The organism is Rhizobium sp. No.120, from assembly GCF_054558365.1.
This window is the reverse complement of sequence record NZ_BAAJNQ010000003.1, coordinates 454,477-470,816: the sequence shown is the minus strand read 5'-3', so window position 1 is coordinate 470,816 and position 16,340 is coordinate 454,477. Positions and strand designations below refer to the sequence as shown.

Sequence of the window (16,340 nt, the reverse complement as noted above, 5' to 3'; positions counted from 1 at the left end):
AAACTATGGACAACGCAATTCGTCAGAACCTGGTGTCGAGGCGCTACGGGAAAAACCGCGTGATGATGGCCTTGTGCTTCATCGCAGCCATTCTTGGTATATTCTTTCTCAGCGTGATCCTGGTCACCCTGGTTTTCCGCGGTGTGTCGGCGCTGAACCTTGACGTCTTTACCATGTCGATCCCGGCTCAGGGCTCCCGCGGTGGCTTGATCAACGCAATCTACGGCACCGTACTGGTGACGGGCTGTGCCATCCTGATCGCCGCGCCGATCGGCATTCTCGCCGGCACCTATCTGGTAGAATATGCCAACGGCTCCAAGCTTGCCGAGGCGGCCAAGTTCCTCAACGACATCTTGCTGTCAGCACCCTCGATTATCGTCGGCGTATTCGTCTACGGCGCCGTAGTCGTACCCATGCACGGCAACTCCGCCGTTGCCGGCATCCTCGCGCTGGCGCTGATCGCTCTCCCGGTCGTCAACCGTACGACCCAAGATATGCTGTTGCTGGTGCCGAATGCGCTTCGTGAAGCGACCGCTGCGCTTGGTGCGCCACGCTGGAAGTCCATGATGATGGTGATCTATCGTTCCGCCTGGACGGGCATTCTCACCGGCATCCTGCTGGCCATCGCCCGCATCAGCGGCGAAACCGCACCGCTTCTCTTCACAGCCGGCTACAGCAAATTCATGAATACAGGCCTGACCGGTCCGATCGCCACGCTGCCGGTTGCCATCAACACGCTTGCCGCCGATCCCGGCGAGGATCTCAAACAACTGGCCTGGGCCGGCGCGCTGATCATCACCGTTGCCATCCTTGCGCTTAACATCCTTGCCCGTGTCTTGAGTGGGCGCCGCCAGTGACGCAGCCGCCGAACGATAGGAATGAGACCATGAACATGAGCGACAGCAATTTCCAGAGCGTCAACGCACAGCCGGGGAAGGATGCTGCTTCCCAGTCGGATCTCGGCCTTGCGAAACTTGAGGTGAAGAACCTCGATTTCACCTATCAGAACGGCCATCGCGTTCTGAAGAGCGTGAATATGAACATCCGCAAAAACGCGGTCACCGCCTTCATCGGCCCTTCGGGCTGCGGCAAATCCACGTTGCTGCGCACCTTCAACCGCATGTATGACCTTTATCCGGGTCAGACGGTTGCGGGTGAGATTCTGCTGGATGGCCGCAATATCCTTACCAAGGACGTCGATCTGAACGATCTGCGCGCCAAGGTCGGCATGGTGTTCCAGAAGCCGACGCCGTTTCCCATGTCGATCTATGAGAACGTCGCATTCGGCATCCGCCTCTATGAGAAGGTCTCGAAGTCGGAGATGGACGCCCGCGTCGAAGCGGCGCTGACGGAAACGGCGCTGTGGAGCGAAGTGAAGGACAAGCTGCACCAGAGCGGGCTTGGCCTTTCCGGTGGGCAGCAGCAGCGCCTCTGCATCGCTCGCGCCATTGCCATTCGTCCTGAGGTCCTGCTGCTCGACGAGCCGACCTCGGCTCTGGACCCGATCTCCACCGCTAAGGTCGAGGAACTCGTGTCGCAGCTGAAGGGCGACTTCACCATCGTTATCGTCACGCACAACATGCAGCAGGCGAGCCGTATCTCCGACAGCACTGCCTTCATGTATCTTGGTGAGTTGATCGAATACGGCCAGACCGAGCAGATCTTCCAGGCGCCGAAGGTCAAGCGCACGGAAGACTACATCACCGGTCGTTACGGCTGATACAGTCGGACATTGCCGCCAAACTTGCGAAAGCGCGCTATCCAGGCGCGCTTTTTGCGTTGGGGAATGGCCGTCGTGTCGGGCGGCTATGCAATTTGGTCAAACCAAAGCCCCGATAGAATGGGATGCGCCGAACAAGCCGATCACATCCTCGCGAGTGTACCCATGCGCCGCAAGGCGTGGATCTGGTCGTCGAGGGTCGGCACAAGTTCGCCTTCGTCCGCCGCAAATGCGGCATCGGGCTCCCTGGCAGTCTCAGTTTCGTTGAAGACGATGGTGCAGTTGCGGCCTGCGCGCTTGGCAGCGTAAAGCGCATGGTCTGCGAAAGAGACCAGTCGATCCCAACTGACGGTGTCGCGCGGCATGATCGCGACGCCGATGCTGACGGTTGCCGGCACCAGCGTGCGGCCGGCAAGTAACGGCACGCGGCAGAAATCGGCGCGGATGGTTTCTGCCAGCGCTTCGGCGTGCGATTGCTCGTCTATCGGAACGAAGGCGATGAATTCCTCACCGCCCATTCTGCCGAATGCGCCGGTGCGAGGCACAAACTGACGGGCAATGCGGGCAAATTCGACGAGCACCGCATCGCCCGCCTGATGGCCATGGCGATCGTTGATCTTCTTGAAATGATCGAGATCGAACAGTAGGGCGGCAAGCTTTTGCTGTTGTTGCTGCCCTTTGCCAACGAGAATCTCGTAACTTTCCTGAAGCCCGCGCCGGTTCAGAACTCCCGTCAGAGTATCGGTGATGGATATTGCCCGCCAGCGGCGCTCGGCGCGTTCCATGAGAAGCTTGCCGTTGAGGACGATGGCGATGATGACGAGCAGCCCGTAGCCAAGCGCCATGTAGCCGCGATAGATCATGGCCTCTTCCAGTGAAGGAGTAGCAAGCACCATCCACAGAGCCGAGCCGAAACAGAAGCAGGCGAGCGCCACGAAGACGATGCCGAGTTGCCCGCGCGCCGGCTCCCGTCGACCGTCGCCCGGATGCACGGCGAAGGCAAGCAAGGTCGCGCCGACTGCGCCGGCAAGGTCATAGACGATGACGCGATTGGCGAAAACGCCGGTGACCCAGGGAAGGCTGACGCCGATCAGCCAGATGGCGGGTGGCAGAAATGCGGACCATTCCAGCCGGCGCCTGTCCAAGACCCGGAATCCGACGATCCAGGCGCTCTCGCCGAGCAGGGCCACGGCATTGCCGATCTGGATCGACCATATATCGGGGATGAGACCTCGAGCAGCCACCAACGCGAATCCCACGGCGCTGACGGTGAAGCCCAGTGCCCAGATCAAATAGGCTGGGGATTTGCGATCATGCCGCCAGGCGAGAAGGAGCACGGTCGCCAGCGTTATGGCTTCCGAGCACCAGATGGTCAGGCCTGTGGTCATATTCAGCACGATCGGACGTCTCCGCTGTTTTCGGCTGTCGGCGCAAACTGCGCGACGATTTCCGTGTTCGTTTCATCCTTGCCCAATAAGATGGCAAGTTCCTTAAGTGCCTTGGTAAATTTTGCCTATGCTGAAGATGTACGTCGGCCCGATCCGGGCCTTCATGTTTCCTTCACCTTGCGATCTGGAAATATGGTGAGTAGCAGCTTGTGTGTCGCTGCAGCACCTTGGCATTCGAGGAGCCGCGGTTAGAAATGCTTTGTGAACGCTTCGCGGGTCATGAGAGCTTTTTGACGTTATGCTTTCGGGCGTCTTGAAGTGAAGGGCAGGGACACTCTATGTAGGAGTAAAGGATTTTTACTCCGATTCCCGGCGTTTCCGTCGCCGGGACAAGTTTGATAAAGGACGCACATGAGAAATCCAGTCGATACAGCTATGGCTCTGGTGCCGATGGTTGTCGAGCAGACCAACCGCGGGGAACGGTCTTATGACATTTATTCCCGCCTGCTGAAGGAACGCATCATTTTCCTGACCGGACCGGTCGAAGACCATATGGCGACGCTGGTGTGCGCACAGCTTCTCTTCCTTGAGGCCGAAAACCCGAAGAAGGAAATCGCCCTTTATATCAATTCGCCGGGCGGCGTCGTCACTGCCGGTATGGCAATCTACGATACGATGCAGTTCATCAAGCCGGCCGTTTCCACGCTCTGCATCGGCCAGGCTGCCTCGATGGGATCGCTGCTTCTGGCCGCCGGCGACAAGGACATGCGTTTCGCAACGCCGAATTCCCGGATCATGGTTCACCAGCCCTCGGGCGGTTTCCAGGGCCAGGCTTCGGACATCGAACGCCACGCACGCGACATCATCAAGATGAAGCGCCGTCTCAATGAGGTTTACGTCAAGCATTGCGGCCGGACCTATGAAGAGGTCGAGCAGACGCTTGATCGCGACCATTTCATGTCCTCCGATGAGGCCAAGGAATGGGGTCTGATCGACAAGGTGCTGACGTCGCGTACTGAAATAGAAGGTGAAACCGTCTCGTGATTATCCACTAAGCGGTGACTTCTACGCCACAGTTCTATCCCATTTGTGATCGAATAGGGGTTTAATGTGGAGCAGAACGCGGTAATAGTACGCATTAATGCTATGTAGCGTTTTTATGACATAGCATTCGGCATTCGAAGGGGGATCGTTGCCACGCAGTTCCGGTTTGGTTGCCTGGCCTGCGTTCAGTACCCTGAAGGGCGCCGCGATCTGCAAACGAGGGGCAGGTCCGGCGGGCGCATAGAGTGGACCGCGATTTCAAATTGGAAATTTGCGGCGTGCTGGAAGGAAAGTGATATGAGCAAAGTCAGCGGCAGCAACGGCGGCGACTCAAAGAACACGCTTTATTGTTCGTTCTGCGGTAAGAGCCAGCATGAAGTCCGGAAGTTGATTGCCGGACCGACCGTATTCATCTGCGACGAGTGCGTCGAGCTATGCATGGACATCATCCGCGAGGAAAACAAATCCTCGATGGTGAAGTCTCGTGACGGTGTTCCGACCCCGCAGGACATCATCAAGGTTCTTGACGAATACGTCATCGGCCAGCGGCAGGCGAAGAAGATCCTCTCCGTAGCCGTTCACAACCATTACAAGCGGCTCGCTCACGCATCGAAGAACGGTGACGTCGAGCTGGCGAAGTCGAACATCATGCTCGTCGGCCCGACCGGCTGCGGCAAGACCTATCTTGCCCAGACGCTCGCCCGCATCATCGACGTCCCCTTCACCATGGCCGATGCGACGACGCTGACCGAAGCAGGCTATGTCGGCGAAGACGTCGAAAACATCATCCTCAAGCTGCTGCAGGCTGCCGACTACAATGTCGAGCGCGCACAGCGCGGTATCGTCTACATCGACGAAGTCGACAAGATTTCCCGCAAGTCGGACAATCCGTCGATCACGCGCGACGTCTCGGGCGAGGGCGTGCAGCAGGCGCTTCTGAAGATCATGGAAGGCACGGTGGCTTCGGTTCCCCCGCAAGGCGGCCGCAAGCATCCGCAGCAGGAATTCCTGCAGGTGGACACGACCAACATCCTCTTCATCTGCGGCGGCGCTTTCGCCGGCCTCGACAAGATCATCTCCGCCCGCGGCGAGAAGACTTCGATCGGCTTCGGCGCGACCGTCAAGGCGCCGGATGACCGCCGCGTCGGCGAAGTGCTGCGCGAGCTGGAGCCGGAAGATCTGGTGAAGTTCGGTCTCATCCCGGAATTCATCGGCCGTCTGCCCGTTCTGGCGACGCTGGAAGATCTGGACGCGGATGCGCTGATCCAGATCCTGTCCGAGCCGAAGAACGCGCTGGTGAAGCAGTATCAGCGCCTGTTCGAGATGGAAGATGTCGAGCTGACCTTCCACGAGGACGCTCTGCGCGAAATCGCCCGCAGGGCGATCGTCCGCAAGACGGGTGCCCGTGGTCTGCGTTCCATCATGGAGAAGATCCTCCTCGATACCATGTTCGAGCTACCGGCGCTGGAAGGCGTGCGCGAAGTGGTCATTTCCGAGGAAGTGGTTCGCGGCTCGGCCCGCCCGCTCTACATCTATGCCGACCGGCAGGAGGAGAAGGCCAACGCAACGGCCTGATCCATCATCCGTGATCACGAATCGGGGGCTCGTCATCGACGGGCCCCTTTCTGTTTGAAAAATCGCACGGTTTGCTGATAAAGTCTTGGATAAGCTTAAGGGAATGCCATCGGAACCGGTTGTGAAGAGGCCCTGCTGCAGCCATGATGGCATGATTCTGAAGCACGAGGCGGATGGGGCGCAGGCCCGGCGGGTTTCTTCGGATCTTAACGTCGCCAGCAGTGTTCGAGTTGTCGGGCTTTGGTGTTTTGTTGTTGCGTTCCTCCTTGCGGATATGCGGGATCGTTGCCTTGTGGCGGGCGTTTCCTGTGACTTGAAATAGGCAGTGTGAAGCTCCACTTGTTTACCAAGTGAGAGAGCCGGCTAACTCCCCCCAAGCCGGCAGAGAGCCCGGGAACGGGACGACGGAAAGGAAATGACATGAGTAAGAAAACGTCTGCGGCACACGACAGCATTGCCTATCCGGTATTGCCGTTGCGCGACATCGTGGTCTTCCCCCACATGATCGTGCCTCTGTTCGTCGGACGGGAGAAATCCATTCGCGCGTTGGAAGAGGTCATGGGTTCGGACAAGCAGATCATGCTCGTCACCCAGATCAACGCCAGCGATGACGATCCCGCGCCGGACGCCATCCACAAGGTCGGTACCGTTGCAAATGTCCTGCAGCTGCTGAAACTGCCCGACGGCACCGTCAAGGTGCTGGTGGAAGGCCGTGCGCGCGCAGAAATCGACGAATATACCGGCCGTGAAGACTTCTACGAAGCCCTTGGCCATGTCCTGCATGAGCCGGAAGAAGACCAGGTCGAGCTCGAAGCTTTGAGCCGTTCCGTCGTTTCCGAATTCGAGAGCTATGTGAAGCTCAACAAGAAGATTTCGCCGGAAGTGGTCGGTGCAGCCAGCCAGATCGATGATTATTCGAAGCTGGCGGACACTGTTGCATCGCATCTTTCGATCAAGATCACCGAAAAGCAGGAAATGCTGGAAACCACCAGCGTCAAGGCTCGCCTCGAAAAGGCGCTCGGCTTCATGGAAGGCGAGATTTCGGTTCTGCAGGTCGAAAAGCGCATCCGCTCGCGCGTCAAGCGCCAGATGGAGAAGACGCAGCGCGAATATTACCTGAACGAGCAGATGAAGGCGATCCAGAAGGAGCTCGGCGACGGCGAAGAAGGCCGTGACGAGATGGCCGAACTGGAAGAGCGCATCTCCAAGACCAAGCTGTCGAAGGAAGCCAAGGAAAAGGCCGATGCCGAGCTGAAGAAGCTCAGGCAGATGAGCCCGATGTCGGCTGAAGCGACTGTTGTGCGCAACTATCTCGACTGGCTGCTGGGTATCCCCTGGCACAAGAAGTCGAAGATCAAGGCCGACCTGAATAACGCCGAGAAGATCCTCGAAGCGGATCATTTCGGTCTGGAGAAGGTCAAGGAGCGCATCGTCGAATATCTGGCCGTCCAGGCTCGCGCGACGAAGATCAAAGGCCCGATCCTGTGCCTCGTCGGCCCTCCGGGCGTCGGCAAGACCTCGCTCGCCCAGTCGATCGCCAAGGCGACCGGCCGTGAGTATGTCCGCATGGCGCTTGGCGGCGTTCGCGACGAAGCCGAGATCCGCGGTCATCGCCGCACCTATATCGGCTCGATGCCCGGCAAGGTCATCCAGTCGATGAAGAAGGCGAAGAAGTCCAACCCGCTGTTCCTGCTCGACGAGATCGACAAGCTCGGCCAGGACTATCGCGGCGACCCGTCTTCGGCTCTGCTTGAGGTGCTGGATCCGGCGCAGAACTCGACCTTCATGGATCACTACCTGGAAGTCGAATATGACCTGTCGGACGTGATGTTCATCACGACGGCGAATACGCTGAATATCCCTGCACCCCTGATGGACCGCATGGAAGTCATCCGTATCGCCGGCTATACCGAAGATGAAAAGCGCGAGATCGCCAAGCGGCACCTGCTGCCGAAGGCCATCAAGGAACATGCGTTGCAGCCGGAAGAATTCTCGGTCACCGACGGCGCCCTGATGGCGATTAGCCAGCAGTACACCCGCGAAGCCGGTGTTCGTAACTTCGAGCGCGAATTGATGAAGCTCGCCCGCAAGGCGGTCACCGAGATCATCAAGGGCAAGGTGAAGTCGGTTGCTGTTACGGCGGAGAATATTTCCGACTATCTCGGCGTGCCGCGCTTCCGCCATGGCGAAGCCGAACGCGACGATCAGGTCGGTGTTGTCACCGGTCTCGCCTGGACTGAAGTCGGCGGCGAGCTGCTGACGATCGAAGGCGTGATGATGCCGGGCAAGGGCCGCATGACGGTTACCGGCAACCTGAAGGAAGTCATGAAGGAATCGATCTCGGCGGCGGCCTCCTACGTCCGCTCGCGCGCTGTCGATTTCGGCATCGAGCCGCCCCGCTTTGACAAGAGCGACATCCACGTGCACGTGCCGGAAGGTGCGACGCCGAAGGATGGCCCGTCGGCCGGTGTCGCTATGGCAACCGCAATCGTCTCGATCATGACCGGCATCCCGGTTTCCAAGGATGTTGCCATGACGGGTGAAATCACGCTGCGCGGCCGTGTGCTACCGATCGGCGGCCTGAAGGAAAAGCTGCTCGCGGCCCTGCGCGGCGGCATCAAGAAGGTGCTGATCCCGGAAGAAAACGCCAAGGATCTGGCGGAGATTCCGGACAACGTGAAGAACAGCATGGAAATCATCCCCGTGTCGCGCATGGGCGAGGTGATCAAGCATGCGCTTGTTCGCCGTCCTGAGCCGATCGAGTGGGATGGCACCGTGGAAACGCCTGTGATCGCAACGGTCGAAGGCGTCGACGAGGTAGGTTCCGCCATCGCTCATTGAGCCCCTTCGCCTCAATTCTGTCGAATTGACATAAATGGACGAAAGACCGGCATTTTTGCCGGTCTTTTTTTGTGAAAAGCGCATGGCAACGCTTGCTTTTCCTTGATTTGCAGGGCTTTTGGGGTTGCGGCGGGTAAGAGCATTTATATTTTGCGCCCCGCTTACTGATAAGTCGTTTCATACCAGAGAAAGGGGTGGAAACATGAACAAGAATGAGCTCGTGTCCGCAGTGGCCGAGAAGGCCGGTATCACGAAGGCTGACGCTGCTTCCGCTGTCGACGCTGTTTTCGATACTGTCCAGGCCGAACTGAAGAAGGGCGGCGACATTCGCCTTGCTGGTTTCGGCAGCTTCACCGTTTCTCACCGTGCAGCCACCAAGGGCCGTAACCCGTCCACCGGTGCCGAGGTCGATATTCCTGCCCGTAACGTACCGAAGTTCACGCCCGGCAAGGGCCTGAAGGACTCGGTCAACAGCTAATTCGTTTTCACCCGCTGCGAGGCTTTTTGCCTTGCGGGTGGACAACATCGAGGGCTCGCTTCTCGCGGGCCCTTTTTCGTTTCATGCGCAGCAATCTGCCACCGAAGCCCGCCTTTGCGAGGCGTTCTCAGAGCAGCGTCCGGCCGCCATTGACCGCGAGCTTCTGGCCGGTGATGAAATCTGCCTTGCTCGAGGCCAGAAAGACGACGGCATCGGCAATATCTTCGGGCCTACCGAAATGGGCCATAGGCGTTTGTGCGAGATAGTCGTCTATCGCTTCTTTCGAAGCGTCGGCATGGCGCTCGACGGGGATCCAGCCTGGCGCAACGAGATTGACCGTAATCCCTTCCGGCGCCAGCTCTCTCGCCCAGGAGCGCGTCATCGACAGCATCGCGCCCTTGGCGGAGGCATAATTGCCGATATTCGGATTGCCGAGCTCGGCGATCTCGGAGCCTATGTTGATGATACGCCCTGATTTGCGCGCCCGCCAGTCCGGCAATACGGCTTGCAGCAGCTCCAGCGGCGCCTTGACAAAGAATTCGAGCTGATCGAGATAGGTCCGCCAAGATTGCTCCATGAGCGGCATGCTCGGCTGGGGACCGGTCGCGTTGTTGACGATGAGATCGACGGGGCCGAGCGATGACCTGATCTTTTCCAGCCCGTCGACAAGCTGCTCCTTGTCGATCACGCTGAACCGGGCGGCAAATGCCTGCCCGCCGCGCTGCCGAATGGTATCGACGATCTTCTCGGCCCCCTGCGTGTCGCTTGCATAATTGACGGCGACGGCCCAGCCAGCCTTGGCAAGCTCCAAGGCAATCACCGCACCCAGGCCGCGAGAGGCGCCCGTTACCAGCGCTACGTTCATGACATTCCTCCTTGGAGCCTATCCGGCCCCTTTTCCTCAATGGTGTCAAGCTTGAGGCAGCAGCATGTTGATGCTGTCTTTGCACCTAAGGAACAATATGCCCATGATGGCCGAAAGCGCGTTCCGACCACCCACTTCAGATGGATGTTACCAGCGATGATGAACATGCGGAGCGATCAGGCGCTCGTAGATCTCGCGCGTCGCCGCCATGACGTCGGCGGAGAGCGGAGCGAGATCGGCTGCTGCCGCATTGGCTTTGGCCTGCTCAGCATTGCGGGCGCCTGGAATGACGACGGTGACGGCTTCGTTCATCAGGATCCAGCGCAGCGCAAAGGCTGCCATGCTCGCACCGGCCGGAACCAGCTTGCGCACTTCTTCCACGGCCTGCAGACCGACTTCGAACGGCACGCCGGCAAAGGTTTCGCCGACATCGAAGGCCTCGCCATGACGGTTGAAATTGCGGTGGTCGTCGCTGGCAAATTGCGTATCGCGGGTGATCTTGCCGGAGAGTAGGCCGGAGGCCAGCGGTACGCGGGCGATGACGGCGACGTTCTTGCGCTTGGCTTCCTTGAAGAACAGATGGTCGGGTCGCTGGCGGAAGATGTTGTAGATGATCTGGATGCTGACGACACCCGGATATTCGATAGCCTTCAGTGCCTCTTCGACTTTCTCGACGCTGACGCCGTATCCTTTGATCTTGCCGGCCTTCTGCAATTCGTCGAGACCGTCGAAAACTTCAGGTCGATAAAGAACTTCGGTCGGCGGGCAGTGAAGCTGCACGAGATCAAGGCTTTCGACGCCGAGGTTCTTCAGGCTGCGGTCGATGAAGGCTTCGAGATTGACCTTGGTATAGCCGTCGGCAACATGCGGGTTCAGCCGGCGGCCGGCCTTCGTCGCCACCATCGGGCGTTGGGCCCCGCGTGCCTTCAGTACATCCGCGATGATCTTTTCTGAGCGGCCGTCGCCATAGACGTCGGCGGTGTCGATGAAGGTCATGCCGGCATCGAGGGCGGCGTTCAATGCTGCACGGCCGTCGGCCTCGCTGACATCGCCCCATGCGCCGCCGATCTGCCAGGCGCCAAAGCCGACATCGGTCACGATAAAGGGCGTTCGTCCGAAAGCATGATGTCTCATGAAAAGTCTCCTCTCTTTTAATCATAAGATGATAGCGCAGTAGCAGCCGTCCGACAGGGCCACAAGCGCACATTGGCGATCGAGGATCGCAATCACGTGACCGAGGAATATGACAATCCGGACCTAGTGATGAAACCCTTGGATGACGTTGCCGGCGCGGTATTCATTGCGCCTCTATTTCCTTAAAAGGAAAGACCGGATTTCTGACTGTTATTGGAGCCCATGCCCTCTTTCAGCTTCATCCACGCCGCCGATCTGCACCTCGGTAGCCCCTTCCAGGGGCTGGCCTTGAAGGACGCCGCCGTCGCTGCCGTCTTCGTCGAAGCGAGCCGCAAGGCATTCTCGACCCTTGTGGGGCTGGCGATCGAAAAGCGCGTCGATTTCTTCGTCATTGCCGGCGATGTCTATGATGGCGACTGGAAGGACAATAAGATCGGCCTGTTCTTCAATCGCGAAATGGCGCGGCTGGAGCGGGCGGGCATTCCGGTCTACCTGCTGCGCGGCAATCACGATGCAGCAAGCGTCATCACCAAGACCATCACTCTGCCATCAAACGTCCATGAGTTCCCGACCGGCAAGCCGGGTAGTGTCAGGCTGGAAGCCCTGAGGGTGGCGCTGCACGGCCAGGGCTTTGCCGAGCGCTCCGCCAACGACAATCTGGCGATTACCTATCCCGCGCCCGTCTCCGGCTGGTTCAATATCGGTATTCTCCATACCTCGCTCACCGGCCGCGAGCCGCATGCGCCCTATGCGCCATGCTCCGTCGAGGATCTGCGTTCGCGCGGCTATGATTACTGGGCGCTCGGTCATGTGCACGACTTTGAAGTGGTTGCGGAGGATCCGCTCGTGATCTTTCCGGGCAATCTGCAAGGACGCAACATTCGCGAACGCGGTGCCAAGGGTGCGGTATTGGTGACCGTCGAAGACGGACGCATCGTGCATGAGCGCATCATCGTCGATGAGGCCCGTTTTGCGCAGGCCGATATTGTCGTCGATCCGGAGGACGATCAGGCGGCGATCCTCCGTCGCGTGGAGCACGCAGTGCAGCCCTTGGCCGACCAGATGGACGGGCGCATGATGGCGCTGCGCGTGCGGCTTTCCGGCGTAACGCCGCTGCAGGGGGCGATCGCCGCCAATCGCCAGCAATGGCGCGATGAGGTGGAAGCTGCCTGTCATCGTGTGCATGAGGATATCTGGCTGGAAAAGCTCGAGCTGCGGCTTGAGCCGCCGCCGGAGAAATCGGCTGATGCGGACGGCGCGCTCGACCTGCGCCAGCTATTGGCGGAGCATGCTGGCGACGCCGATATTATGGCGGAAGCAAGCCGCTTGATCGACGAGATCGCCGTGCGCCTGCCGGGCGGCCTAGGGGCTACCGATACCCCGCTTGACGACAGCTTCGAAACCCTTATCGAAGAGGCCCGGCAATTGCTGCTGGCGCGCGGGCAGGGGGCAGGCTGATGCGCTTCACCCGGCTCGATATTCTCCGCTATGGCGCGCTGACCGATCGCGCGATCAATTTTCGCCCCGACGCACGGCTGCATGTGATCTACGGTCCGAACGAGGCGGGCAAATCCTCGGCTCTGAGCGCTATCTCCGATCTTCTCTTCGGATTCCCGACCGCTGCCGAGCAGAGCTTCCTGCATGAGCCCAATACCTTGCGAATCGGCGCCGATCTTAGAGCGCGCGATGGCGCCTGCTTGAGTTTTCGCCGTCGTCGCGGTCGTAAGGGAACGCTTCTCGCGCCGGACGACAAGGAGACAGCGCTGGCCGATGATGCGCTTTCACCCTTCCTAGGTAATCTCAGCCGCGATGTCTTCGAGCGCGCCTTCGGCCTCGACTCTCAACGGTTGCGGCAAGGTGCGACCGCCATGCTGCGCAGCGGCGGGGAGATCGGTAGCCTGCTGTTTTCTGCAGCTTCGGGGCTTACCGGTCTGTCGCGCCTGCGCCAGTCGTTGGAAGCGGAGGCCGACGGCATCTATGCCGCCCGACGTTCGAAGGACCGCGGCTTCTACCAGGCTCTCGATCGCTATGAGGATGCCCGCAAGGCTGAGCGGGACAACGAGCTGAAATCCGGCGACTGGAAGAAGCTTCTTGCTGAAGCCGCCGAGCTGGAAGCGGAGTTGGAGCGGCTGCAGGTGGAGCGCCGCCGCACGCGCGAGGCACTGGACCGGCTCAAGCGGCTGAAGACCTTGCAGCCCTTGCTTGCCGAGATGGATGCGGAAACCGTTGCGCTCGATGGTCTTTCCGATCTCGCCGCCATACCGGACGGCTTCGCTGACCGGCTTGAACAGAAACTGCGCGATAAACAAGCGAGCGAAGAGGAACTGCGCCGCGCGCAACAAGCCGTTGCACGCACCGAGGAAGACCTCGCACGCGTGCACATCGATGAAGCGTTGCTGCAGATATCGGGCGATATCACCCAGCTCTTTGCCGATACCGGCAACTACCGCGCTCAACGTCAGGACCTGCCGCGCGTCGATCAGGAGCTTGCTGGCTACGACACAACGCTGTCCCAGCTTGCCCGCCGTCTCGGTCTTGGCGAGGCTGAGTTGGAACGGCAACAGCCGAGTGATATCGACCGCGCGCGCCTGTCCGAACTTGTGGAGCAGGGTAGGCAACTTGCGCGGCAGATACAGTCGCTTGTCGAACAATCCGACAGCGAGCGCAGGCAGTTGGCCGCGCTCGAGAAGGACAGCCTTAACGGGCGGTTGATCGATCCGAGACCCTACATTGACCAGCTTGAGGCTTTGAGCGGCGATCTCTCCGCCTTGGCTCGCCTTGATGGGCTGGAAACCCAGATACGTCGCACGGAAGCCGATCTCCGTGAAGCGGCCGGACGGCTGCAGCCACCGGTCGGTGACATTAATCTGCTCTTCACGGTACCGCTTCCGGAAACGACGGAGATTACGGGACATCGCGATGCGATCGACGCCGCGCGATCGAAGGTGCGCGACGCTACTGCCAAGCTGCAGACTTATGACGAGCAGCTGGCGGAGATAGAACGAACGCTTGTGGATGCCGAACGCACCGGGCCGATTATTACGCGCGAACAGATCATCGCCGCGCGTGAGAGCCGCGATGCGCAATGGGCCTCTATCCAGCAGAGGTGGGCGGATGGTGCGGCTCCGGAAGCCAGAATGCTTGCCACGTTGGCCGTCGAGGTAGCTGAAGCGGACCGTCTGGCCGATGCAGCTCTGAGTGATGCGGATCGTGTTGCGCGTCACGCCGACTATCGTCTGCGTCAAGCTTGTCTACTGCGGGAGCGGGAGGAGGCTTCCGGTCGTTTCAAGGGCTTTGAGAAAGCGCTGAAGGATGCCCAGGAAGCCTTCGTAGCCCTTTTTGAGCCTTGCGGTGTCGATGCCCTCGATCCATCGACGATGCTGGAATGGCGTCGCGGTGTGGAGCTGCTGCGACGCGAGCGCAAAGCACTGCGGGATCTCTTGGACGAACGCGATGAGAATGCGTTGGCCGAAGTCCGCGTCTTGCCCGCGCTGCAGGATATCGTCGAAGCAACCGGCTATAAGAGCGGTCGCCTTCCGCCGGCCGCCATTGCGGAAGGCTTGCGCAAGCATCTGCGCCTTCTTTCGGAACGCTGGAGCGAAAGCCGCACGCGGGAAGGGGAAATCGGCGCGGCACGTGAGAGGCTGGCCCGGTTCGACGACCTGCAGCAAAGCTTAGAACGACAGCAGGTCGCTTGGCGCGGTGCATTCGGCAAAGCCGTCGAACTGCTTCGACTGCCATCCGACACGACCATGGAGATGGCGGATGCTGCCCTAAAGGCATGGCGGGAACTGCCCGATGTCCTGGCGGAGCGGGAAAACCGCTTGCGCCGCGTTAACGGCATGCGCCGTGATATGGCGGATTTCGAGCGGCGACTGGCGACGCTTGCCGCAAATAGCGGCTACGAGCTGGACCATCTGCCGCCGGACGCCGCCGCGGAGGCGCTGCATACCCGTGTCAACGCCATGCGCGGAGAGCTGAAAAAACGCGACGGCCTCGAAGAGGAGCGGCAGCGTTGGCAAAGCTTGGTGACCCGCCATGAGGCAGCGCTCGCCGTCATTACTGCCGATCTCGATCAGCTGACCGCGGATCTTCCCGGTGGCGGGGATCTGTCGGGACTGCTTTCGCGGCTGCGCGAACGTACGCGTCTCGCCGCACGGCTTGCCGAAAGCCACGATCGGTTCCGCCAGCAGGCTGACGGCAAAGCCGAAAGCGAGCTTCGTGCCGAGCTTGCCGGTTTTGAACGGGTTGCAGCCGATCTCGAAATCGAGCGGCTGACCGAGGAAGACCAGCGGCAGTTTGCCATACATGGCGAACTTTCGGCCCGGCTGGCGGAAAACCGGCGTCAGCGGCAGGCTTTGGAAACCGGCATTAGTGCAGAATATGCGGTTTTCGAGAGGCTCGCGGCTGAGCAGGAGGCAAAGGACCTTGCGCGGCAATGGGTCGTCCTCAAGATCGCCGCGCGAATGCTGGCCGGCTCGATGGAAGCCTATCGAGAAAAGCAGGCCGATCCCGTCATCAAACGAGCGGGCGAGTTGTTCTCGCAGCTCACTGGCGGCCGTTTCTCGCGTCTCGTCGAAGCGCATGATGAAAGCGACACGCTGCAATTGCTGGCCGAACGTGCCGCGGGCGAGCGCGTGCCGCTCGACGGCTTGAGCGAGGGAACGGGCGATCAGCTTTATCTCGCACTGCGGCTGGCATTCCTCGAAGATTATTCCGCCCGCAACGAGCCTGTACCGCTGATCGTCGACGATATCTTCCAGACATTTGACGACGAGCGCGTCAGCGCCGGTCTGCAGGTGCTCGCTGCCACGGCCGATCGTTTCCAGACGATCCTGTTTACCCACGAGAAGAGTGTAGTCGAGATCGCTAAAAGCGAAATCGGCCGAGGTCTCGATCTGATTCAGCTTTGATGAGGAGCGATCCAGGGCCGGGCTAAGACATCGACGGGATATGCAGTCGCGTCGGTATTACGATCTTGGGGTCCGATTTATCGCGGCTATAGGCCGGATTGAGCGCGGGGTCGATGAAACCCTGTGTGGTGTGCAGCCGACGCAGGTTCTGTTTCTCCTGCTCGAAGCGCTTCTTTCGTTCGCCGGATTTATCCGAGCCGCGCGATAGCGATTCATGGTGATAAAGGCAGGCAAAGGGCGTCCAGACGATACGGTATCCTGCCTTGTGCGCCCGCAGACAATAATCCACGTCACTACGCCACTTAATATTGCGTCCTAGGGAGCGAGAACGCTAACAAATCCAGGCCAGTGATCAATAGAATCGGAACGATAGGGGCTCTAC

The 16,340-nt window shown here is 59.8% G+C and carries 12 protein-coding genes; 8 read left to right on the top strand and 4 right to left on the bottom strand.

Annotation, left to right across the window (positions count from 1 at the left end; genetic code table 11):
- Window positions 1-5 precede the first annotated feature (5 nt).
- Window positions 6-857, top strand: a complete 852-nt coding sequence (pstA, locus tag ACYJRZ_RS12980; protein WP_459459280.1) for a phosphate ABC transporter permease PstA — start codon at window positions 6-8, stop codon at window positions 855-857.
- Window positions 858-886: 29 nt separating this feature from the next.
- A complete protein-coding gene (gene pstB / locus ACYJRZ_RS12975) occupies window positions 887-1,720 on the top strand; it encodes a phosphate ABC transporter ATP-binding protein PstB (RefSeq protein WP_081598367.1) in 834 nt (277 codons plus the stop codon).
- 143 nt (window positions 1,721-1,863) lie between these two features.
- Here the strand turns inward: pstB and ACYJRZ_RS12970 are convergent, their stop codons facing one another.
- On the bottom strand, window positions 1,864-3,108 hold the full coding sequence (locus ACYJRZ_RS12970; RefSeq protein ID WP_459459606.1) for a GGDEF domain-containing protein: 1,245 nt from the start codon (window positions 3,106-3,108) through the stop codon (window positions 1,864-1,866).
- A gap of 411 nt (window positions 3,109-3,519) precedes the next feature.
- Between ACYJRZ_RS12970 and clpP the strand changes: the two genes are divergently transcribed.
- The 4 genes from clpP (at window position 3,520) to hupB (ending at window position 9,046) form a co-directional block, all read left to right on the top strand.
- Window positions 3,520-4,152: an ATP-dependent Clp endopeptidase proteolytic subunit ClpP gene (clpP, locus tag ACYJRZ_RS12965; RefSeq protein WP_269245515.1), complete on the top strand. Its 633-nt coding sequence runs from the start codon at window positions 3,520-3,522 to the stop codon at window positions 4,150-4,152.
- 297 nt (window positions 4,153-4,449) lie between these two features.
- Window positions 4,450-5,727 carry an ATP-dependent Clp protease ATP-binding subunit ClpX gene (gene clpX / locus ACYJRZ_RS12960; RefSeq protein WP_015339478.1) on the top strand — a complete coding sequence of 426 codons (1,278 nt, stop codon included), beginning with the start codon at window positions 4,450-4,452 and terminating at the stop codon, window positions 5,725-5,727.
- A 420-nt stretch (window positions 5,728-6,147) separates the two neighbouring features.
- Window positions 6,148-8,568 (top strand): endopeptidase La, encoded by a 2,421-nt coding sequence (lon, locus tag ACYJRZ_RS12955; protein WP_459459279.1) that lies wholly within the window; start codon window positions 6,148-6,150, stop codon window positions 8,566-8,568.
- 202 nt (window positions 8,569-8,770) lie between these two features.
- Window positions 8,771-9,046, top strand: a complete 276-nt coding sequence (hupB, locus tag ACYJRZ_RS12950) for a DNA-binding protein HupB (RefSeq protein WP_015339480.1) — start codon at window positions 8,771-8,773, stop codon at window positions 9,044-9,046.
- 127 nt (window positions 9,047-9,173) lie between these two features.
- Here hupB and ACYJRZ_RS12945 read toward each other — a convergent pair whose 3' ends face one another.
- Complete coding sequence (locus ACYJRZ_RS12945; protein WP_459459278.1) at window positions 9,174-9,911, bottom strand: SDR family oxidoreductase; 738 nt, start codon at window positions 9,909-9,911, stop codon at window positions 9,174-9,176.
- Window positions 9,912-10,058: 147 nt separating this feature from the next.
- A complete protein-coding gene (locus tag ACYJRZ_RS12940; RefSeq protein ID WP_459459277.1) occupies window positions 10,059-11,045 on the bottom strand; it encodes an aldo/keto reductase in 987 nt (328 codons plus the stop codon).
- A gap of 222 nt (window positions 11,046-11,267) precedes the next feature.
- Here ACYJRZ_RS12940 and ACYJRZ_RS12935 point away from each other — a divergent pair, with 222 nt between their 5' ends.
- Complete coding sequence (locus ACYJRZ_RS12935; protein WP_459459276.1) at window positions 11,268-12,503, top strand: metallophosphoesterase family protein; 1,236 nt, start codon at window positions 11,268-11,270, stop codon at window positions 12,501-12,503.
- A complete protein-coding gene (locus tag ACYJRZ_RS12930; RefSeq protein ID WP_459459275.1) occupies window positions 12,503-15,958 on the top strand; it encodes an ATP-binding protein in 3,456 nt (1,151 codons plus the stop codon). Before ACYJRZ_RS12935 ends, ACYJRZ_RS12930 begins: the two co-directional genes overlap by 1 nt.
- A 22-nt stretch (window positions 15,959-15,980) precedes the next feature.
- Here the strand turns inward: ACYJRZ_RS12930 and ACYJRZ_RS12925 are convergent, their stop codons facing one another.
- On the bottom strand, window positions 15,981-16,247 hold the full coding sequence (locus ACYJRZ_RS12925; RefSeq protein ID WP_459459274.1) for a glycosyltransferase family 2 protein: 267 nt from the start codon (window positions 16,245-16,247) through the stop codon (window positions 15,981-15,983).
- Between the last annotated feature and the right edge of the window lie 93 nt (window positions 16,248-16,340).